This is a genomic window from Streptomyces sp. CA2R106, from assembly GCF_037034245.1.
GTDB lineage: Bacteria > Actinomycetota > Actinomycetes > Streptomycetales > Streptomycetaceae > Actinacidiphila.
The window spans coordinates 15,576-39,181 of sequence record NZ_JBAGKC010000017.1; the positions used below are offsets into that span (position 1 = coordinate 15,576).

19 protein-coding genes and 1 pseudogene are annotated in these 23,606 nt (G+C 72.4%); 14 read left to right on the plus strand and 6 right to left on the minus strand.

Features of this window, described 5'->3' with window-relative positions; translation table 11 throughout:
• The first annotated feature begins 28 nt into the window (after positions 1-28).
• The 3 genes from WA788_RS22655 (at position 29) to WA788_RS22665 (ending at position 5,500) form a co-directional block, all read left to right on the plus strand.
• The gene (locus tag WA788_RS22655) at positions 29-2,791 is read left to right on the plus strand and encodes an NPCBM/NEW2 domain-containing protein (protein WP_335980163.1); all 2,763 of its coding nucleotides are present in this window, start codon (positions 29-31) and stop codon (positions 2,789-2,791) included.
• Between the two features lie 448 nt (positions 2,792-3,239).
• Positions 3,240-4,580, plus strand: a complete 1,341-nt coding sequence (locus tag WA788_RS22660) for an acyltransferase (RefSeq protein ID WP_335980165.1) — start codon at positions 3,240-3,242, stop codon at positions 4,578-4,580.
• Between the two features lie 41 nt (positions 4,581-4,621).
• Complete coding sequence (locus WA788_RS22665) at positions 4,622-5,500, plus strand: hypothetical protein (protein WP_335980167.1); 879 nt, start codon at positions 4,622-4,624, stop codon at positions 5,498-5,500.
• 245 nt (positions 5,501-5,745) lie between these two features.
• Here WA788_RS22665 and WA788_RS22670 read toward each other — a convergent pair whose 3' ends face one another.
• A complete protein-coding gene (locus tag WA788_RS22670; RefSeq protein WP_335980169.1) occupies positions 5,746-6,459 on the minus strand; it encodes an SDR family oxidoreductase in 714 nt (237 codons plus the stop codon).
• 761 nt (positions 6,460-7,220) lie between these two features.
• Between WA788_RS22670 and WA788_RS22675 the strand changes: the two genes are divergently transcribed.
• Positions 7,221-7,955, plus strand: a complete 735-nt coding sequence (locus WA788_RS22675; RefSeq protein WP_335980172.1) for a response regulator transcription factor — start codon at positions 7,221-7,223, stop codon at positions 7,953-7,955.
• Between the two features lie 44 nt (positions 7,956-7,999).
• Here WA788_RS22675 and WA788_RS22680 read toward each other — a convergent pair whose 3' ends face one another.
• A complete protein-coding gene (locus tag WA788_RS22680; protein ID WP_335980176.1) occupies positions 8,000-9,214 on the minus strand; it encodes an MFS transporter in 1,215 nt (404 codons plus the stop codon).
• Between the two features lie 189 nt (positions 9,215-9,403).
• Here WA788_RS22680 and WA788_RS22685 point away from each other — a divergent pair, with 189 nt between their 5' ends.
• On the plus strand, positions 9,404-9,748 hold the full coding sequence (locus WA788_RS22685) for an ArsR/SmtB family transcription factor (RefSeq protein ID WP_335980179.1): 345 nt from the start codon (positions 9,404-9,406) through the stop codon (positions 9,746-9,748).
• A gap of 367 nt (positions 9,749-10,115) precedes the next feature.
• Here WA788_RS22685 and WA788_RS22690 read toward each other — a convergent pair whose 3' ends face one another.
• Positions 10,116-11,213, minus strand: coding sequence for an NAD-dependent epimerase/dehydratase family protein (locus WA788_RS22690; protein WP_335980182.1), 1,098 nt, complete (start codon positions 11,211-11,213; stop codon positions 10,116-10,118).
• A gap of 116 nt (positions 11,214-11,329) precedes the next feature.
• Positions 11,330-12,853, minus strand: coding sequence for a hypothetical protein (locus tag WA788_RS22695; RefSeq protein ID WP_335980185.1), 1,524 nt, complete (start codon positions 12,851-12,853; stop codon positions 11,330-11,332).
• A gap of 155 nt (positions 12,854-13,008) precedes the next feature.
• Between WA788_RS22695 and WA788_RS22700 the strand changes: the two genes are divergently transcribed.
• The 7 genes from WA788_RS22700 (at position 13,009) to WA788_RS22730 (ending at position 19,068) form a co-directional block, all read left to right on the plus strand.
• Entirely contained in the window at positions 13,009-14,295 is a 1,287-nt protein-coding gene (locus WA788_RS22700) for a molybdopterin-dependent oxidoreductase (protein WP_335980188.1), read from the plus strand.
• Entirely contained in the window at positions 14,292-14,813 is a 522-nt protein-coding gene (locus WA788_RS22705; protein ID WP_335980190.1) for a hypothetical protein, read from the plus strand. Before WA788_RS22700 ends, WA788_RS22705 begins: the two co-directional genes overlap by 4 nt.
• Positions 14,814-15,028: 215 nt before the next feature.
• Entirely contained in the window at positions 15,029-15,718 is a 690-nt protein-coding gene (locus WA788_RS22710; RefSeq protein ID WP_335980192.1) for a glycosyltransferase family 2 protein, read from the plus strand.
• Positions 15,718-16,332: a TIGR04282 family arsenosugar biosynthesis glycosyltransferase gene (locus tag WA788_RS22715; protein ID WP_335980194.1), complete on the plus strand. Its 615-nt coding sequence runs from the start codon at positions 15,718-15,720 to the stop codon at positions 16,330-16,332. Before WA788_RS22710 ends, WA788_RS22715 begins: the two co-directional genes overlap by 1 nt.
• Before the next feature lie 69 nt (positions 16,333-16,401).
• The gene (locus WA788_RS22720) at positions 16,402-17,049 is read left to right on the plus strand and encodes a class I SAM-dependent methyltransferase (protein WP_335980197.1); all 648 of its coding nucleotides are present in this window, start codon (positions 16,402-16,404) and stop codon (positions 17,047-17,049) included.
• A gap of 85 nt (positions 17,050-17,134) precedes the next feature.
• Positions 17,135-17,950, plus strand: coding sequence for a response regulator transcription factor (locus WA788_RS22725; RefSeq protein WP_335980199.1), 816 nt, complete (start codon positions 17,135-17,137; stop codon positions 17,948-17,950).
• The gene (locus tag WA788_RS22730) at positions 17,935-19,068 is read left to right on the plus strand and encodes a sensor histidine kinase (protein ID WP_335980201.1); all 1,134 of its coding nucleotides are present in this window, start codon (positions 17,935-17,937) and stop codon (positions 19,066-19,068) included. The genes WA788_RS22725 and WA788_RS22730 overlap by 16 nt, the downstream gene beginning before the upstream one ends.
• 375 nt (positions 19,069-19,443) lie before the next feature.
• Here the strand turns inward: WA788_RS22730 and adh are convergent, their stop codons facing one another.
• Positions 19,444-20,961 (minus strand): aldehyde dehydrogenase, encoded by a 1,518-nt coding sequence (gene adh, locus WA788_RS22735; protein ID WP_335980202.1) that lies wholly within the window; start codon positions 20,959-20,961, stop codon positions 19,444-19,446.
• 235 nt (positions 20,962-21,196) lie between these two features.
• Between adh and WA788_RS22740 the strand changes: the two are divergent.
• A pseudogene (locus tag WA788_RS22740) lies at positions 21,197-21,628 on the plus strand (amidohydrolase); the annotation flags it as partial.
• A 30-nt stretch (positions 21,629-21,658) separates the two neighbouring features.
• Here WA788_RS22740 and WA788_RS22745 read toward each other — a convergent pair.
• Entirely contained in the window at positions 21,659-22,900 is a 1,242-nt protein-coding gene (locus tag WA788_RS22745) for a GAF domain-containing protein (protein WP_335980204.1), read from the minus strand.
• A gap of 247 nt (positions 22,901-23,147) precedes the next feature.
• Between WA788_RS22745 and WA788_RS22750 the strand changes: the two genes are divergently transcribed.
• Positions 23,148-23,591: a universal stress protein gene (locus WA788_RS22750; RefSeq protein WP_335980206.1), complete on the plus strand. Its 444-nt coding sequence runs from the start codon at positions 23,148-23,150 to the stop codon at positions 23,589-23,591.
• Positions 23,592-23,606 lie beyond the last annotated feature (15 nt).

Consider the following 23,606-nt stretch of genomic DNA (forward strand, 5'->3'; position numbering starts at 1 on the left):
GTCAACCATGCCTCGGGTAATGACTCGTGTGCGGAGACTCACTTCTGTGTGGGTGCTGGCGTTGCTCGCTGCCCTGCTGGCAGCAGTCGCCACGCCGGCCCACGCAGACCCCGGTACGGCGATCAGCGTGGACGGGGCCAAGAGCGGCCGGACGTTCGACGGGATCGGCGCGATCAGCGGCGGCGGGGGCAACTCCCGGCTGCTGACGGACTATCCGGCCGCCCAGCAGTCGCAGATCCTGGACTACATGTTCAAGCCCGGTTACGGCGCCGACCTTCAGCTGCTGAAGCTGGAGATCGGCGGCGACGCCAACTCCACCGACGGCTCCGAGCCGTCGATCGAGCATGCCAAGGGCCAGATCAACTGCGACGCCGGCTACGAGTTCTGGCTCGCCGAGCAGGCGGTCAAGCGCAACCCGAACATCGGCCTGTACGGCCTGGCATGGGCCGCGCCCGGCTGGATCAACGGCGGCTTCTGGTCCACCGACACCATCGACTACCTCGTCTCCTGGCTGGGATGCGCCAAGCAGCACGGACTGGACATCAAGTACCTCGGCGGCTGGAACGAACGCGGCCACGACGCCGACTGGTACGTCCAGCTCCGCAAGGCCCTTGACGACGCCGGGTACTCCAAGGTGCAGATCGTGGCCGACGACAGCGGCTGGGACGTCGCCGACGACATGGCCAAGGACCCCGACTTCGACAACGCGGTCTCCATCATCGGCGCCCACTACCCCTGCCAGGGGGACGGCGGCCCCGCCGACAGCTGCTCCAGCACGAAGACCGCACAGGACAACGGCAAGCCGCTGTGGGCATCCGAGAACGGCTCGCAGGACATGAACACCGGCGCGCCCGCGCTGATCCGCTCGATCACCCGCGGCTACGTCGACGCGAAGATGACCAGCTACTTCAACTGGCCGCTGATCGCCGCGATCTACCCGAACCTGCCTTACTCCACCGTGGGTCTTGCCACCGCCGGGTCACCCTGGTCGGGCAACTACAGCATCGGTGAGAACACCTGGGCCACCGCGCAGGTCACCCAGTTCGCCCAGCCCGGCTGGACGTTCATCGACGACGGCTCCGGCTACCTCGGCGGCTCGGAGTCCAACGGAAGCTACGTGACGCTCAAGTCCCCGAACGGCAAGGACTACTCCACCGTCCTGGAGACCACCAGCGCCACAGCCGCGCAGACCGCGCACTTCACCGTCAAGGGCGGCCTGTCCACCGGTACCGCGCACGTGTGGGCCACCGACGTCGACGACCCCACCTCCTCGACGCAGCTCACGCACACCGAGGACATCACGCCGTCGGCCGACGGCACGTACTCGCTGTCCATGAAGCCGGGTTACATCTACACGGTCACCACGACGACCGGGCAGGGCAAGGGCACCGCCACCGCCCCGGCCGCGCACGCGCTGAAGCTGCCCTACTCCGACACCTTCGACAACGACGCCGCGGGAACCGAGGCCAAGTACCTCTCGGACATGCAGGGCTCGTTCGAGGTGCAGAAGTGCGCCGCCGGACGCAGGGGGATGTGCCTGCAGCAGATGGCGCCCGTCAAGCCGATCGAGTGGCAGGACGACTCCGACGCCTTCACCCTGGTCGGCGACCCGACCTGGACGAACTACTCGCTCCAGTCCGACGTCGAACTGGCCAAGCCCGGCACCGTCGAGCTGATCGGCCGCGCGGGCACCCAGAACCGCCCGCAGTCCCACCAACAGGGCTACTACTTCCAGATCAGTGACACCGGCGCCTGGACCGTCTTCAAGAGCGACGCGAGCGGCAACCGCACCGTGCTGACCCGATCCGCGACCACCGCGCTGGGCACCGGCAAGTGGCACAAGCTGGGCCTGTCCTTCAGCGGTTCGCAGATCACCGCGTCCGTCGACGGCAAGGACATCGGCTCCGTCAGCGACAGCAGCTACCGCGCCGGCCAGGGCGGTCTGGGCCTGACCTCCTACGACACCGACCAGTTCGACAACCTGTCGTTCACGAAGACCGGCAACGACAAGCCGTCCGCGGCGCTTGCGGTCACCCCGTCGGCGGCGAGCGTGCAGCGCGGCAAGGCGGTGAGCGTGACCACCACCGTCTCGGTGCCGAAGAGCGCCAAGGCCGCGGAAGGCGTCAACATCAGCCTCGCCGCCCCTGGTTTCACCTTCGACACGCAGCCGCAGGTCTTCGGTGAGGTCGAGCCCGGCCAGAGCGCGACGGCGACCTGGCAGCTCACGGCGCCGACCGACAAGGCGGCCACCGCCACGATCAGCGCCACCGCGACCTTCGCCCAGGGGGGCGTAGCGCAGTGGCTGCGGCAGGACGCCCAGGTGTCGGTCGTCAACCCGCCGCCGCCCACCGGCGTCAACGACGTCAGTGACCTCGACTTCGTGGCGTCCACGAACGGTTGGGGCCCGGTGGAGCGCGATCAGTCGGTGGGTGGCACCAACGCCGGTGACGGCTCGCCGCTCACGATCAACGGCACCGTCTACCCGAAGGGACTGGGCACGAACTCGATCAGCGACGTCACCCTCTACCTCGGCGGCAACTGCTCGAAGTTCACCTCCACGGTGGGTAACGACGCCGACGCCGGGGGGAACGGCAGTATGACCTTCAGCGTGCTCGGCGACGGCAAGACCCTCGCCGCCACGGGGACGATCAGGGGCAACGATCCCGCCCAGCAGCTCACCGCGGACCTGACCGGTGTGCAGACCCTCGACCTCGTGGTCGGCGACGCCGGTGACGGCAACGCCTACGACCACGGAGACTGGGCCGCACCCAAGCTCACCTGCTCCGGCTGACGAACGGCGACCCCCGGGCCGGCCGCGCACGCCCACGCGCGGCCGGCCCGGACACGCCACCGGCGCACCACCACGAGAGGCCGCGGGACCCATCGCGCGCACTGCTCACCCCAGCCCTGTAAACGGCGCTGGAGATGGATTTCCTGGTCGAAAAACCGTCTTCCAGGGGCGTCGCCACTTGTCGCCCCAACTGCACACCGTCGCCGGCAAGAACGCTCCCACCAGGAACGCTCCCACCAGGCATTTTAGTGATTTCCTTGAAAATTCTTAAATGTGGCGGGTCTGGAAATGATGAAAACCTAGAGCTGATTTTCTTGTATCTCCTCGCGGCCGCAGCGACGCTATCGGGGTGAGCTTCCGGGGGAACGGGAGGCGGCGGTCAGCGGCGACCGCGGGCCTCGGCGGACAGGCGCCGGATTCCCCCGGGAGCTGTTCTGAAGGAGATCTGTTGGACAAGTCCGACTACTTCGACGTGAACACCACCGTGGAGCGGGTCGCGCCGCGCGAGTTGTCGGGAAGGCTGGCCGCCGACATGCCCGCCGTCCCGTACCCGATTGTGCGGTATGCGCAGGTGCTCAAGGAACTGCGCAAACGGTCCTCGGCCGTCGGCGATGAGCAGCAGCAGATGGAGTTCGGACGGCTGGTCGCCGCCTCGCTCGCCGACCTGGCGGCCGAACTCGGCCTGCCCGAAGGCCACTTCGCCGTGGACACCGGCGGTGACCCGCTGCTGGTGAAGGAAGGCACCGGGCAGCACTGGATACTCCCCACGCACTTCGAGGGTGGCGCCTACTTCAGCGCCCCGCACGCCGACCACCAGTACGGGCTGGCCGCGCACCTCATCCCGCGGCTCCGGATCGGCCGTTACGTGCGGTTCGGCAAGGGCAGCGGCATCAACGCCGGCGGCGACATCACGATCGGCGACGGCGCCTGGCTCTCGCCGGGCAGCCTGCTGCTCCGCCAGGACCACGGCGCGTACGGCCGCCCCTCGGTCGGCGCGCGCACCGTCTCGATGACGACGCAGCCGGCGATCACCCTGCGCGACTACGCCTGGGTCGGTCGGGACGCCATGGTCGGCTGGAACAGCGACTACCTGGGTCTGGGCAGCATCGTCGGGACGCGGTCGTTCATCAACAACTGGGTGGGCGACTATTCCATCGTGGGGGACCACGACCGCATCCTCCAGTACCAGCCCTTCAAGGCGTTTCTGCTCGGCCGCTACCGCCTGACCGTGGAGGAGACGCTGCGGATCTCCGACTGGGCGGCGGTCGACCGCGACTGGCGGACGGTCTACGCCGAGCACGCGGGCGCACTGCTCGGCTCCGGGGATCTCACGCCGTTCGCCGAGTCCGTCCAGGACGCCGGGGCCGCCCCGCGAGCCCTGCTGGTCCGGCCGGGATCGTTGCGCCTGGTCCCGGCGCTGGCCCGCGGCCGCCTCGATGTCGTCACCGGTGCGCAGGAGCTGACCCCTTATCTGCTGCAGTGGGCGTCGTACGCGAAGGCGAAGCGCATCCGGGTCCGCTCCGACCTCACGGGCACAACGCTGCCGCTGGAGACCGCCGGTACTTACCACTACGACAAGCGGGTCGGCTACGAGGTGGTCGTCGCCGAGCACGTCCCGGCCGCCCCGTCCGTGCCGCTCTCGGAACTCCAGCGGGTCCTGCTTCCCGGCGGCGTGCTCATCACCGAGACCCGCTGCCTGGTCGACGGACCGCAGACCGCGGACCGCCTGGTGGAGGTGCGGGACATCGCGGTGGACGGACGGAGCTTCAAGGTCTTCGCGAAGAAGTGACCGGTCACCGCCTCCAGCCACCATCGAGTGAGAGAGACGACATGACGATCAATACGCGGGAGGCTCCGCTCGAAGCGACCGGCCAAGCGCTCCTGCTGTCGGCGCTGAGTGCCTCCCTCGCCCCCGCGCCGGAAGGCGTCGGCGGCACCTCGTCCTGGTACGACCTGGCGGTGGACTTCGCCGACAGCGGACAGTCCTGGCACCGCTACACCGCCGGACTCGGCGTCCCCGACAGTGCAGCCGCCCGGCCCGGCGCGGCGCGGCTGCCCGTCAAAGTCCCGTTCCTGCCGGCCTCGCCGGCGCTCTCCGCGGTCTACAGCTTCGGGTACTCGCACGCCGCGGTGAACGACGTCAGGGTGGAGAAAGGCAACCTGGACTTCTACTACAAGGGGCCCGGATCGCTCCTCGTCGCCGAAGGGCAGCCGCTGACCGGCACCTCCATGGTCGTCGGCGGCGGCACGGAAGCCGAGTACTGCGCGATCTACTGCGTGAACACGCGGGGCGAGGCCGTCTACCTCGGCCACACCCTCGCCAACGACTTCTCCGACGCCGGGCTGCGCACCGCGCACCGCAACCTGGCCAACCTCTCCAAGCTCCACCCTTCGGCCGTCTGTTCCGATGTCGTCCTCGCGGACCTGCCGGCCGTCAGCACCGTGTACGCGTCCGTCGAACGCGACGGGTCGGCCGTCTGGCGCAGACAGGGCACTCTGGGTCGGCGGGCCATGATCTACTCGCGAGCGTTGATGGAACGGCTGCTGCTGCGACGTGCCGGGCTGTTCCCCCCGGGGACGGTCGTCTACCTTCTGCTGGGTTCCTGTGTCAGCTCCCACAAGGACGGCGTGGAACTGCGTGACGGAGACGTGATCACCCTGCGCGACTCGGCGTCCGGGCTGGAGCTGACGAACCCGGTGAGCTGGTGATGGGCACGCAGCGCGAATTGTTGCTGGAGATCGTCGAGCGCACGCTGACGCAGCTCGGCGCCCGGCCCCCGTACCCGCCCGCCGAGGACCGAGGGGGCTGTTCCTGCTGCCTCGTCGTCCCTGAGCGCCCCGCCGCACGACAGGCGTAAGACGCCGGCCACCCCTCCCTCCCGCCGCGAGGTGTACGGAGGGAGGGGTGGACCGGCGTCGGGGCATGGGCGGAGCTCTTTGACCGACGGGCGCGCTCAGCAGGCGATGACGCCGCCCCCGTCGACGACGACGGTGGCTCCCGTGGTGTAACCGTTGCCCGTCAGGAAGGCGATCGCGTCGGCGACGTCCGACGCCTCGCCCGCCCGGCCCGCCGGCAGCCTCTGCGCGGCGGACGTGAACATCCGGGTCCGCTCCTCCTCGGGCAGGGAGTCCCACAGCGGGGTGCGCAACACCCCGGGGGAGACGGCGTTGACCCGGATCGGGGCCAGTTCCAGCGCCAGTGCCCGTACCAGTGCCTCCAGAGCGCCGTTGACGGCGCTCTGGAGCGCGGAAGCGGGCCCCGGGCGCACTGACAGATGGCCGGTCACCAGGGTCAGCGAGCCTCCGGGGCGCAGGCGTACGCTGCGGGCGAGGTGGTAGGCGCTCCAGAACTTGCTGTCCATGGCCGCCCGTGCCGCGGCCAGCGGCAGATCGTCCGCCCGCCCCCGGGCCGCGCCTGCCGTGCTGGAGACCGCGTGGTCGAATTCGGCCGTTGCGCAGAACTCCGCGACGGCGTCGGCGTCGCGCAGGTCCAGGACCTCGCCGCGGCACCGGCCGCCCACTTCGGCGACTGCCGCGTCCACCCGCTCCTTGCTGCGCGAGACGACCGTGACCTCGGCCCCGAGCGCGGCGAACTCCTTGGCGGTGGCAAGCCCCACACCGGAGGTCCCGCCGGCCACCAGAACGCGCCGTCCGGCCTGACTCCTCATCGTTCCCGTCCCTCTGCTGCCTCCGACCGGCTGTCGGCCTCATCCTCGGTCCGCTCGATGAATGGCGCAAATCGGCGTTCATAACAAGACGAGACGCTGGCTGAATACGGAGGTCCGCCAGCCGTTTCGCCCAATCGTTGCGAGGCTGGATGTGCGCCGCCATTAACGGCCGGCCTTGTAATCCACAAAACAAGTAAACTAAACATAATGTCTACTTGACGGGTCACTTCGCCTGTGTAGACTGAACGGGTTGTGCCGACCGAAGTCCATTTGATGTGCATCGACGCGAAAGTGGAGAGGTACAGTGCTTTGTGCCCGGCGGGCCGGACCGCCATCAGTGCTGCGCGCCGGCCGACCGGAACGGATGACGGATGGAGGGCGTACCGGCAACGGCAACGGCGACGCGTCCGCCCGGCCGACTTCCGCCTCGTACATGTGCCGCAGCTCGCGTGCGGCGGCAGACCTGGCTCGCAGCGTTGCCCGTCCCGGTCGCTCGTCCGGTGTCCGACAGGTCGATTGTCGCAGGTCGCAGAGGTTTTTTCGGAGCGTGGACCGGAGCGGCCGCGCATGGTTCCGGCGTGGAGGCGGGGGCGGGTGCGGCGACGGAGAGGTCCGGCGCGCCACGTTGTCCTCCGGGTGCTCCACTCCTTCCGGAGAAATCCGAAGTGAGTATTCCTGATCTTCCGATCTCCTGTTTCTGGTTGCCGAGTCATACCAGCTGATCGGCCTGTGGCCATGCCGTTTAAAGAGGGGGCAGACGCATGCATGTTCTCGCCGTTTCCCGCGACGAGGGATTGGTTTTCGGTATCGCAGAGGACTTACGCGAGCAGGGCTACGAAGTCGAGACGGGACATGAGAGCGGTGTCGTCCTGGAACGCTGCGACGATGTCGACGCCGTATTCCTCGACGTCCTTCTCGCCGATGTGGACGGATTCTACGTCTGCCAGGAAGTTCGGGCGGTGTCGCATGTACCGGTCATCATGATCAGCACGCGGAACGACGAACTGGACCGAGTCTTGAGTTTCCGGCTCGGCGCCGATGACTACATCGTCTACCCGTGCAGCGCACGCGAGTTGACCGCCCGCGTGGAGGCGGCGAGCCGGCGGGCGCTGGCTCTGTGGGAGCCACGGGCCCGTACCGCGGTCCCGTCACGGCGGATGCGCCCGAACAACCAGGTCCACCAGATCGGCTACGTCCGCGTCGACCTGCGCCGGCGGCGGATCGCCGTGCACGATCGGGAGGTGCGGGTGACCCGCAAGGAGTTCGACCTCCTGGCCGTCCTGGTCTCGGACCCCGAACGGGTCTTCACGCGGGCTCACCTGATGACCGCGGTCTGGGGCCACGACGGTGCCGGTGACACCCGGACCCTCGGCGTCCACATCGCCGGCCTGCGCAAGAAGCTCGGGGTGCCGGAACTGATCGAGACCGTCCGCGGGGTGGGGTTCCGGCTGGCGCCTCCGCGCTCCCGGTCGGCGGGCGGGGAGCGGGCGAGTTGACCGCTCCCCGGGCCGTGTCGGGTGCGGCGGCACAGGCCGGACCGTCACCGGACCTGAGTCGGGCTGCTCGCGGCCGTCTCGGGCCGTTCAGCGGCAGACGCTTCTGCGGCCGGCGCCGGCATGGTCTGGCGGACGCTGACCAGCGTGGCCAGGGCGACCAGTCCGCCCACTACCGGAACGGCTCCGGCGCTCACCGTCGACAGGGCCAGCCCGCCGAGTGCGCCGCCGATCGCGACTCCCAGGAACTGGGCGGAGAAGTGCAGTCCCAGGGCCTGCGGCCGCTGCTGCGGTGCCAGGCCGGCCAGCCGTGTCTGCTGGCTGATGCCGCCGGACCACCAGGCGGCGCCGAAGGCGAACAGCAGCGGGAACTCCACGACCCGGGCCACCGTGGAGACATGGGTGACCGTCAGCACGGTCAGTACGGCCAGCAGGCCGGCGATCACCAGCAGGACGGTCCGCAGGACCGCCGCGATCGGCCAGCGGGCGAGTACGGAGTGGACGACCCGGCCGGCGAGGAAGCCGCCCGCGCCGAAGACGATCATCAGCGACGCCACCCCGCTGCTGCCGAGTCCGGCGGACCGTTGCACGACCGGGGACAGGTAGGTGTAGACGCTGTAGGCGGCGAGGAACAGGCCGAGCGTGGTGGCCAGTCCCCAGCGGACGGCCCCGTGGCGCAGCAGGTTCAGCCGCCCGGCGACGGACGAGGACGCCGCCGGGATCTCGGGCAGTCCGAACGCCACCGCCGCGGCGGTCACCAGCGAGAGCAGGGTGACGAACACGAACGCGGAGCGCCAGCCGAACGCGCCGCCGACCAGGGTGCCGATGGGCGCTCCCAGGGTGAGCGCGATGGCGTTGCCGCCCGCGGTCACCGCGATCGCGCGGGGCAGTTCCTCCGGTGTGCACAGCGCCGCCGCGGCGGCTGCGGCCGGGGCCGCGAAGAGCGCGGCGCCCACCGCCGCGAACACCCGGGCGCCGGCCAGTACCCAGATGTCGGGGGCGGCGGCGGCCAGCAGATTGGCCGCCGCGAAGGCCAGTGCCGCCCCGATGAGCAGACGCTTGGGGCGGACCTGCTGGAAGACGCCGATCAGGGGCGGCCCGGCGAGTGCGTAGACGAGAGCGAACACCGTCACCATCTGTCCGCCCACGGAGACCGACGAGTGGAGGTCGTGCGCCACGTCGGGCAGGACCCCGGCGATGACGTACCCCTCCGTTCCGACCGTGAAGGTGCCGAGGGCTAAGAGGTAGATGCGAGGATTCATGGTCTAACGGTACAGTGGTTGTTGAACCTTTGGGAAGGGGGGCGGGAAGTGGCGGATGGCCGGGGCGGCCACTGGCGCACGGAGCCCGCTCCCGGCCGGGACAATCGATCGTGACGGCGGCCGTCCGGCTGAGGCGTGAGGGCCGCCGTCGCGATTGCCGTTCCGCAACCGAGGAGACTGAGAAGACCCATGCGAGACCCTGTTCACGCGGACCTGGCCGACGTCAGCCTGGCCGAGGCTCTGCACGGGCTGAGCGAGCCGCTCCGGCTCGCGATCGTCAGCCTCCTCGCCCGCCGGGGCGAGACGGAGTGCAACGACATCTACAACGCCCTGGGCATCAGCAAATCCAACGCCTCGCACCACTTCCGCGTGCTGCGCGCGTGCGGGCTCATCTGGCGTACGCACACCGGCCAGCAGCAGACCGCACGCCTGCGCACCGAGGAGTTCGAGGAGCGTTTTCCCGGTCTGCTCGCCGCGGTGCTGGCCAATGCCGATTCCGAAGCCCCCGACGCCGCGCCCCGGCCCGGTGCCTGATCACGCGACGGCGCGAACACAGGCAGCGCCCGGCCCGACCACGGCGGCGGCCGGGAGGGCCGGGTCGGTTGCGGTACTGACGCTCCGTTCAGGGCATGGCGGACCAGTGCGATCAGGGCGGCGGCCGGCGCCCGGGAGCGGGCGTCGGCCGACATCGGCAACGACGACGCCGACGGGGCCCGCAGCGGTCGGCCGCCTGCTCGCAACCCGGATCAGCAGCACGCCCCGCCTGGTAGGCGCCCTGGCCGCCGGCCTTCGAGGCGGGCACCGCGCCTCCACCGGGCGGAGGCCGAACACGCGGTCCTGGCCGTCTGCACCGCGAACCTCCGCCTCGGCGGCACCCGAGCCTGCCGGTGCGCTGTTCGCGCTACGGCCGCGCCACCGCGGTCCCGGCCGCGGCCTGCTGGCTGGGGGCTGCCGGGCGTTGCGCCGCGCGGGCGAACTCCGTGATGCCGTCGGCGAAGGCGACCTCTGGCCGCCAGCCGAACTCCTCGCGCAGCAGTGCGGAGTCGGCGGTGATGTGGCGGACGTCGCCCAGCCGGAACTCCCCGGTGACCACGGGGGCCGGACCGCCGTACGCGTCGGCGAGCGCGGTCGCCGTCTCGCCGATGGTGCGCGGGGTTCCGCTGCCGGTGTTGTACGCGCCGAACGTGCCGGGCGGGCGACGCTCGATGCCCCCGAGCACGAGGGAGTTGGCCACCGCCACATCGCGGACGTGCACGAAGTCCCGCCGCTGGCCGCCGTCTTCGAAGACACTGGGGGCCTCGCCGCGGGCCAGTGCCGAGCGGAAGAAGGAGGCCACGCCCGCGTAGGGGGTGTCTCGCGGCATTCCGGGGCCGTAGACGTTGTGGTAGCGCAGGGACACCGCCCGCGAGCCGGTCGCGCGTGCCCAGGAGGCGGCCAGGTGTTCCTGGGCGAGTTTGGTCGCCGCGTACACGTTGCGGGGATCGGTGGGCGCGTCCTCCCTGACCAGGCCGGAGGCGAGCTCGGCTCCACAGTGCGGGCATCCCGGTTCGAAGCGGCCGGCGGCGAGGTCGTCCACGCGGCGTGGTCCGGGCGTCACCCGTCCGTGGCGCGGGCAGTCGTAACGTCCTTCCCCGTACACCACCATGGAACCGGCGAGCACCAGCTTCCGCACCCCGGTCCGGGCCATGGCCGCGAGCAGGACGGCGGTTCCCCGGTCGTTGCAGTCGACGTAGGCGGGTGCGTCGGCGAAGTCCTTGCCCAGCCCCACCATGGCCGCTTGGTGGCACACGGCGTCGACACCTCGCAGCGCCCGCGTCACCGCCGTGGGATCTCTGACGTCCGCCCTGAACCACTCGGCCTGCGGCGGTGCCGGCGGGGCAACCGGGTGGGCGGTGGGGAGCAGGGCGTCGAGCACGACCGGTTCGTGGCCTCCGGCCAGCAGGGCGGCGACGATGTGGGCTCCGATGAATCCCGCGCCACCGGTGACGAGTACGCGCATGCGGCCGGCCTTCCTGGGTGTGGTGGTCCAGCGGTTCGGGGCGGTGCCGCGGCGCCGCCTGGTTCGTGGGTGTGCGCTTCGGCGCGGAGCACCGGTCGCGGGTCGGTCGCGTGCGCTCACCAGCTGGTCAGCAGCAGGTGGTTCAGGAGCAGCGCGGCCACCGCCTGGGCGGCGAGCCAGCCGCGGTGATCGCGTCGTGGGAGGAACGCGGCGCAGGACGGCAGCCACAGACTGAACGGCAGCCAGATCCGCTCGGTCTCGGCCTTGCTCATCCCCGACAGGTCGGCGGCGAGCATCGCCAGGAGGAAGCCGCAGGGCAGCAGGACGGCCGCGAGCGCCTGCTCCTCGCCTTGCCACCGGGCCAGGAGGGCACCGACGCCGCGGGGCGCGGTGGGCGGTCCGGCCGGTTCCTGTCCCGGCCCTCCGGAGAACCGGCCGCGCGCCGCGAGCACCCGGCGCAGACCGGCGAACGATGCGGGGCCGGCCGCGGCGACCACCGTGGCCAGGTCCCCGAAGAACCAGTAGCCGTACGGTCGGATGCCGCCGACACCCTGGTAGTAGCGGGTCCGCAGCAGCCCGTACGCCTGCCACCACTCGAAGCCGCTCGCGGTGAACGCGGCCACCACGGCCGCGCATCCGGCCAGCACGTATGGCACCGGGCGGACGCTGCGGGCGCACAGCAACACGACGGCCGCCGGGACCACGAGCAGCACCAGCCCGTACGACAGGTAGCAGGCAGCGCCGAGCAGCAGTCCCGCGCCGAACCCCGCCGCCGCACGGGACACGGGTGAGGTGCGGGTCGCGGCGACGGCGAGCAGCGCCAGCGCCCAGGCGGCGACGGCGGCGAAGTAGCCGTCCGCGGCGACCCCGACCCACACCGCTCCCGGCACCAGCACCAGGAACGGCGCGGCCGTCCGTGCCCGCCACTCGCCGGTGAGCAACCGCAGCGTCAGCAGCACCGCGGGAACCAGGGAGGTGCCGGCGGTCATCACGAACGCCGCCGCCCAGGTGCCGCCGCCCAGCCCGATCCGGTCCAGCGCGACGAAGGTCAGCACGGCGCCGGGCGGGTGACCGGCGATGTGGGTGGTCCAGTTCTGCGGGGAGTGGATCAGGATGTGCGCGGTGTAGGTGCGCAGCGCCGGCCCGAGGTGGTCGAAGCGGTGCAACTGGGTGAGGTACTCCCCGGTCTCCAGGAGCCGTCCCGAGACGCCGCGGTGCCAGCCGTCCACCAGGGCCAGTGACCAGGTCCACGCCGACGCCGCGGCCCACGCCGCCCACGGCAGGGCGTGCCGGGGCAACCGCGCGGCGGCGGACGGCCCGTAGCCGATGACGGCTGCGGCGACCAGCACGGTGAGCGGTGTGCCCGGTCCGGCGTGCGGGTGCCACCACGCCTCCAGCGGCGGGAACGGCGACCGCAGCGCGTGGCCGTCGTGCTGGAGCCAGGCGCCGACTGCCGCCACCGCGGCGAACAGCAGCAGGGCCGCGGCACCGGCCAGCAGATCCCGGCGGCGCGGCCCACCGTCCGGCGCGGGTCGTTCGGGCCGGTCCGACGATGTCTGCGCGGGGCCCGGGTCGGTGAGGGGGCCCTCGGAGGGGCACGGACCGGCGGAGGGGTGCGGACCGGCGGGGAAGAAGCTCACCTGCCGCACCCTAGACACCCGGTGAGGTGCCGGCGCGGCAGCTCAGCCGGACGTCAGACTTCCGAAAGGTCTGCGGGCGGTCCCGGTCGACGTCAGACTTTCGTCATGGGTCGATCCGGTCGAAGGACCTGTTCACGCCACTAGGGTCGGCCGACATGAAAGTCCCCCCTGCCCGCCGGTTCGCACCCTGGCGCAGTCCGCTGCGCGGCCCGTGGCTGACGTCCGTGCTCGGCACCGTCCTGCTGGTCGGCCTTCCGGTGGTCTTCGTCACCGGCCTGCTGTCCTATGCCGCGTACGACCCCGGCCTGGCGCGTGTGAACGACAAGACACCGGACAAGGGCCTGCTCGGCTTCTACCTCTTCTCCTGGCCCACGCACCCGTACTGGCTGTACCGGGTGAACCAGGGAGTGCACGTCACGCTGGGGATCGCGCTGGTGCCGGTGCTGCTGGCCAAGTTGTGGTCGGTGGTGCCGAAGCTGTTCGCGCTGCCGCCGGTCCGCTCACTCGGACACGCGCTGGAGCGGCTGTCGTTGCTGCTGCTGGTCGGCGGCGGGCTCTTCGAGTTCACCACCGGCATCCTCAACACGCAGGTGGACTACCTTTTCCCGGGCTCGTTCTACCCGCTGCACTTCTACGGCGCCTGGGTGTTCTGCGGGGCCGCGCTGGCGCACGTGGCTGTCAAACTTCCCTCCGTCGTGCGGGCATTGCGCAGCCGCGACCTGTGGGAGGAGCTGCGAACCCCCACCGCGCGGACCCGCCCGGAGCCGCCCGACGCGACCGGCCTGGTGCCGATGCGTCCCTCGGAACCGACGATCTCCCGGCGCGGCGCGCTCGGCATGGTCGGGCTCGGCTCCCTCACGCTGCTGGTGGTGACCGCCGGCCAGAGCATCGGCGGGCCGCTGCGCCGGGCCGCGCTGCTCGCGCCGCACGGCCGGTCCCCGGGCGCAGGACCGGGCGCCTTCGCCGTCAACAAGCCCGCGGCCGCGGCGCACATCCGGCCCCAGGACGTGGGCGAGGACTGGCGGCTGACGGTCACCGGCGCCGCCGGCGCGATCCGGCTGAGCCTCGCCGAGTTGCACCGGATGGCGCAGAGCACCGCGGCGCTGCCGATCGCCTGCGTCGAGGGCTGGTCCACCGACGACCAGCACTGGCAGGGCGTACGGCTGCGAGACCTCGCCGCCCTGGTGGGCCACGGCGGCGATCCGCCGGGCGTGTTCGTCGAGTCCGTGCAGCGTTCCGGCTCCTTCCGTGCGGTCGCACTCAGCGCGGGGCAGGTGCGTGACGCCCGCTCGCTGCTGGCCCTGCGGGTCAACGGCGCCCCGCTCACCCCCGACCACGGCTATCCGGCCCGCGTCATCGTGCCCGCCGCGCCGGGCGTGATGAACACCAAGTGGGTCGGCCGGCTCACCTTCGGCGCCACCGACGCCCGGGAGCGGGCGTGAGGATCTTCCGCGTCCTGTACGGCGAACCGTGGTGGCATCTCGCCGCCCTGCTGGCCTCGTTCGCGCTGTGCGGCTACGCCGCGGTCCGGCTGCTCGCCGGCGACTGGTGGGGTGTGGTGCAGTGGACGGTCGGCGCCGCTGTCGTCCACGACCTGGTGGCCGTGCCCCTGTACGGCGGCGCGGACTGGCTGTTGCACCGGGCGGTACGCGCCGGACGGCCGAACTCACCGCGCCGCGTCGCGGTGGTGAACCACATCCGGGTCCCCGCGTTCGTGTCGCTGATGCTGCTCCTCGTCTACTGGCCGCTCATCTCCACCGACAGCGGTGCACACTACCGGGCTGTCACGCTGCTGGACCCTGGCGTCTTCCGCACCCGCTGGCTGGCGGTCACCGCCGGTCTGTTCGGCCTGTCCGCACTCCACCTGGCTGTTCGCCTGTGGCGAGATCGACGCGACCGGGGTGACCGCCGCCGCCCGGCGCGCCGCCCGGACCCGCCGGCCGACGCCACGGACGCCTGACACCGCACATACCCGACCGGGCGTTCCCCGCAGCCCGATTCGGGCACAGCGGTTCCGGCGCACGGTCCCGTCGTTCCCGGCCGGCCGTCTTGACGGTCCGTCCGGAGGCGACGCGCCCCCGCGCACCGCCGCCCGGTCGCCGCACCGCCGCCCGGTCGCCGCACTGCCGCCACGTCACACCACCACCCGATCACCCGACACCCTGAGGTTCCCCCATGACGTGTTCCGTCGATCTTGTCCTGCCCTGCCTCGATGAGGCCGAGGCACTGCCCTGGGTGCTGGAACGGGTCCCGCCCGGGTGGCGGGCCGTCGTCGTGGACAACGGCTCGCGTGACGGCTCCGCCCGGATCGCCGCGGAGTACGGTGCCACCGTCGTGCACGAACCGCGCCGCGGCTTCGGCGCCGCCTGCCACGCCGGACTCCTCGCCGCCGAGGCCGAGTTCGTCTGCTTCTGCGACTGCGACGCCTCGCTCGACCCCGCCTTGCTCGTGGACTTCGTCGACCGGATCGCGGCCGACGAAGCCGACCTCGTGCTGGGCCGCCGCCGCCCGACGGCTCGCGGCGCGTTTCCGCCGCACGCCCGCGCCGGCAATGCCGCCCTGACCCGCATGCTGCGCCGGCGTACCGGCCTGCGGCTGCGCGACCTCGGCCCGATGCGCGCCACCCGCCGCCGGCGCCTGCTCGACCTGGGCGTCCGAGACCGGCGCAGCGGATACCCGCTGGAAACGGTGGTCCTCGCAGCCGAGGCCGGCTGGCGCGTCATCGAGCAGGACGTGCCCTACCAGCCGCGCACCGGCAGGTCCAAGGTCACCGGCACCTGGCGCGGCACCTGGCACGCCGTCCACGACATGCGCGCCGTGCTCGCCGCTCCCGCCCGCGCCGACCGGAAGCCGGTGACCGTCTGATGGCGACGCTCGTCGTGATCGCGAAGGAACCTGTACCGGGCCGGGCCAAGACCCGGCTCTGCCCGCCCTTCACGCCGCAGCAGGCCGCCGATCTGGCCGCCGCGGCCCTGGCCGACACCCTGGCCGCTGTCGCCGCCACCCCCGCCGACCGGCGGCTGCTCGTCCTCGACGGCGCCCCCGGGGCCTGGCTGCCGCCGGGCATCGACGTCGTCCCGCAGGTCGCCGGCGGCCTTGACCAACGACTGGCCGCGGCCTTCGGGCACTGCGACGGCCCGACCCTGCTCATCGGCATGGACACCCCCCAGGTCACCCCGGCCCTGCTGCACACCGCGCCCGAGCCGGGGACCGGTGCCTGGTTCGGGCCGGCGGCCGACGGCGGGTTCTGGGCGCTGGGCCTCGCCGAGCCCGACCCGGACCTCGTGCTCGGCGTGCCGATGTCCACCCCGTACACCGGCAGGGCGCAGCGCGACCGGCTGACCGCGGCCGGGCTGACCGTGCGGGACCTGCCGGTGCTGCGGGACGTGGACACCGCCGCGGACGCGGCGTGGGTGGCGGCGCGGGCCCCCGGCACCCGCTTCGCCACCGCACTGGCCCACTTGCGTGCCGGCGGGTGAGCGGTGACCCTCCCGATGACGGTGTCCGCCCCACCGGCGTGGTCGGCCGCGGACCCTTATACGGCGGCGATGCGGACCGGTCGCGGCCCGCTGTACCTGTCCGGCCCGGACCGGCGCCTGCTCCACCTGGACGTCGAACGCTGGTGTGCGCCCCCGGACGCCGCCGACCGCACCGTGCTGGCCGCCTGCACCGGTCCCGTCCTGGATGTCGGATGCGGACCGGGGCGCATGGTCACCGCACTCGCCGCGCGCGGCCGGACCACCCTGGGCATCGACGTCAACGCCGACGCCGTGCGCCGAACACGCGCGGCCGGCGGCCCCGCCCTGACCCGGTCTGTCTTCGAACGGCTGCCCCGCGAGGGCCACTGGCGCACCGCCCTGCTGGTCGACGGCAACATCGGCATCGGCGGCGACCCGGACGCGCTGCTCACCCGGCTGCGCCGGCTGCTCCGCGCCGGCGGCACCCTGATCGCCGAGAGCACACCCGGCCCGCCCGACCGGGACGAATGCCTGCACGTCCGCCTCCACGACGGCACCCGGGCCCACGGCACACCCTTTCCGTGGGCGCTGCTCGGTACCCGCGCCCTCGACCGGCACGCCTACACGACCGGCTGGACCGTGACCGCCGCATGGACCGCGGGCGGTCGCGCTTTCACCGCGCTGCGCACGCCGGGACCGCCGGAAGAGCCACCGCAGGAGGGGGCAGCGCGGGGGTAGCAGGTTCTTACGAGTTCCGGACGGTGCGCGCGGGCGGGGCAGCGGGCATGGTCACCGTCAGTGGCCGGGTGCCAGACTCGTGTCCATGAGCAGCGCAACCGTGCCCGAGCCGACCCCACCCGTCCCGGACCGCCGGCGAATCCTCGTGGTGGACGACGACCCGACGGTCGCCGAGGTCGTCGCGAGTTACCTGGAGCGGGCGGGATTCGCCGTCGACCGGGCCGCGGACGGCCCGTCGGCGGTGACCCTGGCTGCGCTGACCCGACCGGACCTGGTCGTGCTCGACCTCATGCTGCCCGGCATGGACGGGTTGGAGGTCTGTCGGCGCATACGGCAGGACGGCCCGGTGCCGGTGGTGATGCTCACCGCACGGGGCGACGAGGACGACCGCATCCTCGGCTTGGAGGTCGGCGCCGACGACTACGTCACGAAGCCGTTCAGCCCGCGCGAACTCGTGCTCCGGGCGGAGTCGGTGCTGCGCCGCGCCGCCGCGCCCCCCGCGGCCGTCCCCTGGCTGCGCTCGGGCCCGCTCGCGCTCGACCCCGCGGCCCGCCGCGCGCTGCAAGACGGCCGCGAACTCCCCCTCACCATAAGGGAGTTCGACCTCCTCGCGTTCTTCCTGCGGCACCCCGGGCGTGTCATGGGCCGCGAGGAACTGATGCGCCGCGTCTGGGGCTGGGAGTTCGGCGACCTGTCCACGGTCACCGTCCACGTCCGGCGGCTGCGCGAGAAGATCGAGCAGGACCCCGCCCGTCCCCGGCTCATCACCACCGTGTGGGGCATCGGCTACCGCTTCGACCCGCCGGCCGGCCCGGAAGAGCTTCGGCAGGCCCCGGAGCCCGCCCGCCCCACGGCCGGGCGGCGGCCGGAGGAAGGCGGGGGACCGTGCACGATATCCTGATCATCGCCGCCTATGCCGCGCTCGGCGCGGTCGCCGCCGGCCTGCTCGGCGCCGCCGCCCTGCGCCTTCTGCGGCACCGCTCCCTCGCGCTGTCGCTGGCCGTCGTCGCGGCAGTGACCGTGGCCGCGATGCTCGCAGGCACCCTGTCCGTGGCGAGGGCCATGTTCCTGTCCGAACACGACCTCGGCGTGGTCACCATGGTCTGCGCGATCGCCGCGGTGGTCTCGCTCGGCGTCGCCTTCATTCTCGGCCGGCAGGTGGTCGCGGGCAGCCGCGCGCTGGCCGCCGCCACCCGGGCGTTCGGTGACAACGACATCTTCGCCGCCCCGGACAGCACCCCGACCGCGGAACTCGCCGCACTGGGGCGGGAACTGGAGGCCACCAGTGCCAGACTCGCCCTGTCGCGGCAGCGGGAGCGGGCCCTGGAGGCATCCCGGCGGGAGCTGGTCGCCTGGATCTCGCACGACCTGCGGACCCCGCTGGCCGGCCTGCGTGCGATGACCGAGGCACTGGAGGACGGCATCGCCGACGACCCCGCGCGCTACCACCGGCAGATCCGCGCGGAGGTCGACCGGCTCAGCGGCATGGTCGGCGACCTGTTCGAACTCTCCCGCATCCAGGCCGGTGTCCTCGCCCTGTCCCCGACCCGGATATCCGTCTACGACCTGGTCGGCGACGCGATCGCGGGCGCGAACCCGCTCGCCACCGAGCACGGCGTGCACCTCGTCGGCGACCACGTCGACCGGACGCCGGTGGAAGTCGACAGCCGGGAGATGACCCGTGTGCTGGCGAACCTCCTCACCAACGCGATCCACCGCACCCCGCCGGACGGAACGGTGGCGGTGTCCGCCCGGCGCGACAACGCGTCCGACTCAGTGATCCTGTCCGTCACGGACAGCTGTGGCGGCATCCCGCCCGACGACCTGCCCCGCGTCTTCGACACCGGCTGGCGCGGCACCGGCGCGCGAACCCCGCCGGCGGGCGCCGGCCTCGGCCTCGCCATCGTCCGCGGGATCGTGGAAGCGCACCAGGGCCGCACCACGGCACACAACGTCCCCGGCGGCTGCCGCTTCGACGTCACCTTGCCCGCGGCGCGCTCCACTCCTGTCAACCCCTGACGGAGCGGGGACGCCGGGGCGATCCGCGCCCGGGGGTGCCCCCGTCGGCCGGCGACCGACCCCGGTGGTGAAGGAGCACCCATGCGCCCGACCCGGCGCCAGGCCAGGTCAGACGCACCGTGGACGGGTGTCGGAAGAAGCCCGGCCTGTTCTCGCTGTAGGAGACCAGGAGCCGCTGGCCCGGGTATGGCCCGGATCATGGCGGATGCAGATCGCGGTAGTGCGACTCCGTGTTGAGCCCTGCTGCAGAAGAAGGTGCTCGACTGGTGGGAGATGTCGGGAGGAGGCCTGGCACTGCTCCTCGGCGGCGCTGAGCGTGTGCAAGAGGCGCCCGGCCTGACGTAAGGCCAGGCCAGGCGCCTCTGGCGCGGGGGGCTAGAAGAAGCCCTGCGCCTTCGGGGAGTAGGAGACGAGGAGGTTCTTGGTCTGCTGGTAGTGGTCGAGCATCATCTTGTGGTTCTCCCGGCCGATCCCGGAGTTCTTGTAGCCGCCGAAGGCGGCGTGGGCCGGGTAGGCGTGGTAGCAGTTCGTCCACACGCGGCCGGCCTTGATCTCGCGGCCCATCCGGTAGGCGGTGTTCGCGTCGCGGGTCCACACGCCGGCGCCGAGGCCGTAGAGGGTGTCGTTGGCGAGCTTGAGGGCCTCGTCGACGGAGTCGAAGGTGGTCACGGAGACCACCGGCCCGAAGATCTCCTCCTGGAAGATCCGCATGTCGTTGGTGCCGCGGAAGATGGTCGGCTCGATGTAGTAGCCGCCCTCCAGGCCGTCGACGGTGCGGGCCGTGCCGCCGGTGAGCACCTCGGCGCCCTCCTGCCGGCCGATGTCGATGTAGGAGAGGATCTTCTCGTACTGGTCGTTGCTGGCCTGGGCGCCGAGCATCGTCGCCGGGTCGAGCGGGTCGCCGCCCTTGATGGCGCGGGTGCGGGCCACGCAGCGCGCCATGAACTCGTCGTAGATCGAGGAGTGGATCAGGGCGCGCGACGGGCAGGTGCAGACCTCGCCCTGGTTCAGCGCGAACATCACGAAGCCCTCGACGGCCTTGTCCAGGTAGTCGTCGTCGGCGGCGGTCACGTCCGGCAGGAAGATGTTGGGGCTCTTGCCGCCCAGCTCCAGGGTGACCGGGATGATGTTCTCGCTGGCGTACTGCATGATCAGCCGCCCGGTGGTGGTCTCGCCGGTGAACGCCACCTTCGCCACCCGCGGGCTGGACGCCAGCGGCTTGCCGGCCTCCACACCGAAGCCGTTGACGACGTTGACCACGCCGGGCGGCAGCAGGTCCGCGATCAGCTCGATCACCAGCAGCAGGCTCGCCGGGGTCTGCTCGGCGGGCTTGATCACCACGCAGTTGCCCGCGGCCAGCGCCGGCGCCAGCTTCCAGGTGGCCATCAGGATCGGGAAGTTCCACGGGATGATCTGCCCGACCACGCCCAGCGGCTCGTGGAAGTGGTAGGCGACCGTGTCCGCGTCGATCTCGCCGATCGAGCCCTCCTGCGCCCGGATCGCGCCCGCGAAGTAGCGGAAGTGGTCGACCGCGAGGGGCAGGTCCGCGGCGAGGGTCTCGCGCACCGGCTTGCCGTTCTCCCAGGTCTCGGCGACCGCGAGCTTCTCCAGGTTCTCCTCGATGCGGTCGGCGATCCGGTTGAGGATCACCGCGCGCTCGGTGGTGGAGGTGCGGCCCCAGGCGCCGGCCGCCGCGTGTGCCGCGTCGAGCGCGGCCTCGACGTCCGGCGCGGTGGAGCGGGCGACCTGGCAGAAGGTCTCGCCGGTCACCGGTGACGGGTTGTCGAAGTACCGGCCCTCGGCGGGCGCGACCCACTCGCCCCCGATGAAGTTGTCGTAACGGGCGGCGTAGCTGACGATGCTGCCTTCGGTGCCGGGTTGCGCGTAGGCCATGCGGGGCTCCTCGGAGGTCGCGGAGGGTACGACGGAGCCCACTGTGGCGGCCGGAGGTTGGCGAAAGGTTGGTGCGATCGGCGCGGGCCCCTCACCCCGGGCGGCCGCCCCCACTTCCGTCTATGCTCGCCGCATGCCCAGCCCGTCCGTTATGTCGGCCTTGTCGGTCCCGGCCGGGATCGACACCGTCACGCGCTACCTCGACCTCGCCGGGGTCTGCTCCTGCGCGCTGCTGGACGCCACCCGCGCCCGGGTGCTGGACGCCGTCGAGCGGATCGTCCGGGCCGAGTGCCAGGCGTCGGGGGCGCCGCGGGAACCGGAGATCGAGAAGACCGCCGCCTTCCCGCCCACCGTCAACGACGAGGCCCCCACCCGGCGCGTCGCGGCGGCGTTCAGCGCGTACTCCGGCGACAGCGCGCAGACCCTGGACCGGCAGACCGCCAGCGAGGACATGAGCGAGATCCCGAAGGCGTTCGGCGTGCCCTTCACCTACTGGGGCGTCGGCTGCACCGACCCCGAACGGTACGAGCGGGCCGTGCGCGAGGGCACCACCGCCGCGGACATCCCGGTCAACCACAGCCCGGCCTTCGCGCCCGTCATCCAGCCGACCCTCGACACCGGCGTCAGCGCCATGGCGGTGGCGGCCCTCGCCTGGCTCGCCGGGTAACCGCGGCGGGAGCGGCCGGGGTCCGGGCGGTCAGCGGCGGGACGCCTCGACCCGGCTCACCGCGATGCCGCGCCGCACATCGCCCGGGCCGAGCAGCCGCAGCGCGTGCTCGTGCACCTGCGTGTCGTACGGCGCCCGCTCGCCGTAGCGCAGCGCGAACCGCGGATCGGCCGAGGCGAGCACCGCCTCCCGCACCCCCACCTCCAGGTGCCCGCGCCAGGCCACCACCCCCGGCGCCTCCGACAGCGGCAGCAGCGGCCCCCGGTAGCGCTCCACCGCCGTACCGGTGTCACCGCGGCCCAGCGCCGCCAGCACCTCGACGGCGTCGCACACCACCGGCGCGGTCAGCGCGTACGTCCGCGTGGCGACCGCGCCGTCCAGCGCGTGCCGCAGCCGGGACACCTCGGCCTTGAACGTGGACGCGGTCACCGGCCGGTCCCCGTACAGCGACTCCCGCAGCCGCTCCGGGGTGAAGCCGCCGGGCTCCAGGGCCAGCAGCGCCAGCACCTCCACCTGCCGCGGCGGCAGGCGCAGCGGCGCCCCGGCCGAGGTGACGCGGGCCGCGCCCAGGCAGCGCAGCTCCACCCCCGGCCGGGCCCGCTCCGGCGCCCGGTCCCGCCCGGCCCCGTCCCGCAGCCGCGCCTCGATCGCCGACGCCAGGGTGCGGACGGTCGGCAGCGCCAGCGGGTGCGAACGGTCCCAGGTGGTGGACAGGTCCAGCACCCCGAGCACCCGGCCGTCCGGGGCGTGGATTGGCGCGCAGTAGCAGACCCAGCCGTGCAGGGCCGCGACCAGGTGCTCGGCGGAGAACACGGTGCTGGGGTGGCCGTTGCGCAGCGCCAGCGACAGCGCGTTGGTGCCCATCGCGCCCTCGTCCCAGCGCCCGCCCGGCGCGAAGTTGACCCGCTCGGCCCGGCGCCGCATCACCCGCCCGCCGCACGTCCACAGGATGGTGCCCGCCTCGTCGGTGACCGCGGCGACGTAGCCGGCGTCCTCGGCGATGCTCAGCAGCTCGCCGGCCAGCTCCGTGACCGGCCGGTACAGCGGGGAGCGCGCCCAGCGCGCGGTGCCGCCCGCCGCGGGCGGCGCGCTCTCCAGGCCCGGGTCCACCGTCGGCAGCGAGCGCGCCCACGACTCGGTCACCTCCGGCCGCACCGGCGGCGCGGGCGCCGCGCCGCGCCCGGCGGACCGCAACTGCGGCACCACCCGGGCCCATTCGTGCTCCAGCAGCGTCCGCCGCCGCTTGAGCGCACCCATCTCCGCCATCGTCATCCCGACTTCGTCGTCGTTCGACCCTCGCGCCGCCCGGCCGAGCCCGGCCCGGCGCCTCCTCTCATTCAAGGGGCGGGCCGCCGCGCCGTCGAGCCCCGCGGCCGAAATCGGGCGGCCCCGCGAGAGCGGCCCCGCGAAAGTGGCCCACGCCACTCCGCTGCCGGGAATGGATCACCGCGCCCGGCCGCTCAATGCAGCGGAGGGCCCGCCGACCCGCGAGACCCCGTATGACAAGGAAGTTGGACCCATGTACAAGAAGATCCTCGCCGCCGTCGACGGCACGTCCCACGGCGCGGCCGTGGTCGAGGCCGTGGCTTCCCTCGCCAAGCTGACCGGCGCGGAGGTCCAGGTCATCCACATACGGCCCTCCCAGGTCATCGGCGGCGTCATCGCCAGCACCGTGGTCCCGGTCGAGGAGACCGACGAGAGCCGCCAGGTGGTGGACGAGGCCGTGGCGCGGCTGCGCGGCGACGGCATCACGGCGGACGGCGAGGTCGACGAGGGCCTGCGCGAGGAGCTGGCGGCGATCCTCATCGACCGCGCCGAGGAGCTGGGCAGCGACCTCATCGCGGTCGGCCCCGGCCACTACAGCGGCATCTCCGGCCTGCTGCACCCGAGCGTGAGCCGCGGCGTCGCGAAGGTCGCGCCGGTGTCGGTGCTGCTGGTCCGCAGCGAGGGCGAAGCGGCGTAACGCCGCCGCGCGGTA

Excerpts from the sequence above, each read along its gene's own strand:
- WA788_RS22725 (WP_335980199.1), top strand. The coding sequence starts at position 17,135 with ATGAGCAGCGCAACCGTGCCCGAGCCGACCCCACCCGTCCCGGACCGC.
- WA788_RS22700 (WP_335980188.1), top strand. The coding sequence starts at position 13,009 with ATGAAAGTCCCCCCTGCCCGCCGGTTCGCACCCTGGCGCAGTCCGCTG.
- WA788_RS22670 (WP_335980169.1), bottom strand. The coding sequence starts at position 6,459 with ATGAGGAGTCAGGCCGGACGGCGCGTTCTGGTGGCCGGCGGGACCTCC.
- WA788_RS22675 (WP_335980172.1), top strand. The coding sequence starts at position 7,221 with ATGCATGTTCTCGCCGTTTCCCGCGACGAGGGATTGGTTTTCGGTATC.
- WA788_RS22710 (WP_335980192.1), top strand. The coding sequence starts at position 15,029 with ATGACGTGTTCCGTCGATCTTGTCCTGCCCTGCCTCGATGAGGCCGAG.
- WA788_RS22745 (WP_335980204.1), bottom strand. The coding sequence starts at position 22,900 with ATGACGATGGCGGAGATGGGTGCGCTCAAGCGGCGGCGGACGCTGCTG.
- WA788_RS22720 (WP_335980197.1), top strand. The coding sequence starts at position 16,402 with ATGCGGACCGGTCGCGGCCCGCTGTACCTGTCCGGCCCGGACCGGCGC.
- WA788_RS22680 (WP_335980176.1), bottom strand. The coding sequence starts at position 9,214 with ATGAATCCTCGCATCTACCTCTTAGCCCTCGGCACCTTCACGGTCGGA.
- WA788_RS22715 (WP_335980194.1), top strand. The coding sequence starts at position 15,718 with ATGGCGACGCTCGTCGTGATCGCGAAGGAACCTGTACCGGGCCGGGCC.
- adh (WP_335980202.1), bottom strand. The coding sequence starts at position 20,961 with ATGGCCTACGCGCAACCCGGCACCGAAGGCAGCATCGTCAGCTACGCC.
- WA788_RS22685 (WP_335980179.1), top strand. The coding sequence starts at position 9,404 with ATGCGAGACCCTGTTCACGCGGACCTGGCCGACGTCAGCCTGGCCGAG.
- WA788_RS22690 (WP_335980182.1), bottom strand. The coding sequence starts at position 11,213 with ATGCGCGTACTCGTCACCGGTGGCGCGGGATTCATCGGAGCCCACATC.
- WA788_RS22665 (WP_335980167.1), top strand. The coding sequence starts at position 4,622 with ATGACGATCAATACGCGGGAGGCTCCGCTCGAAGCGACCGGCCAAGCG.
- WA788_RS22750 (WP_335980206.1), top strand. The coding sequence starts at position 23,148 with ATGTACAAGAAGATCCTCGCCGCCGTCGACGGCACGTCCCACGGCGCG.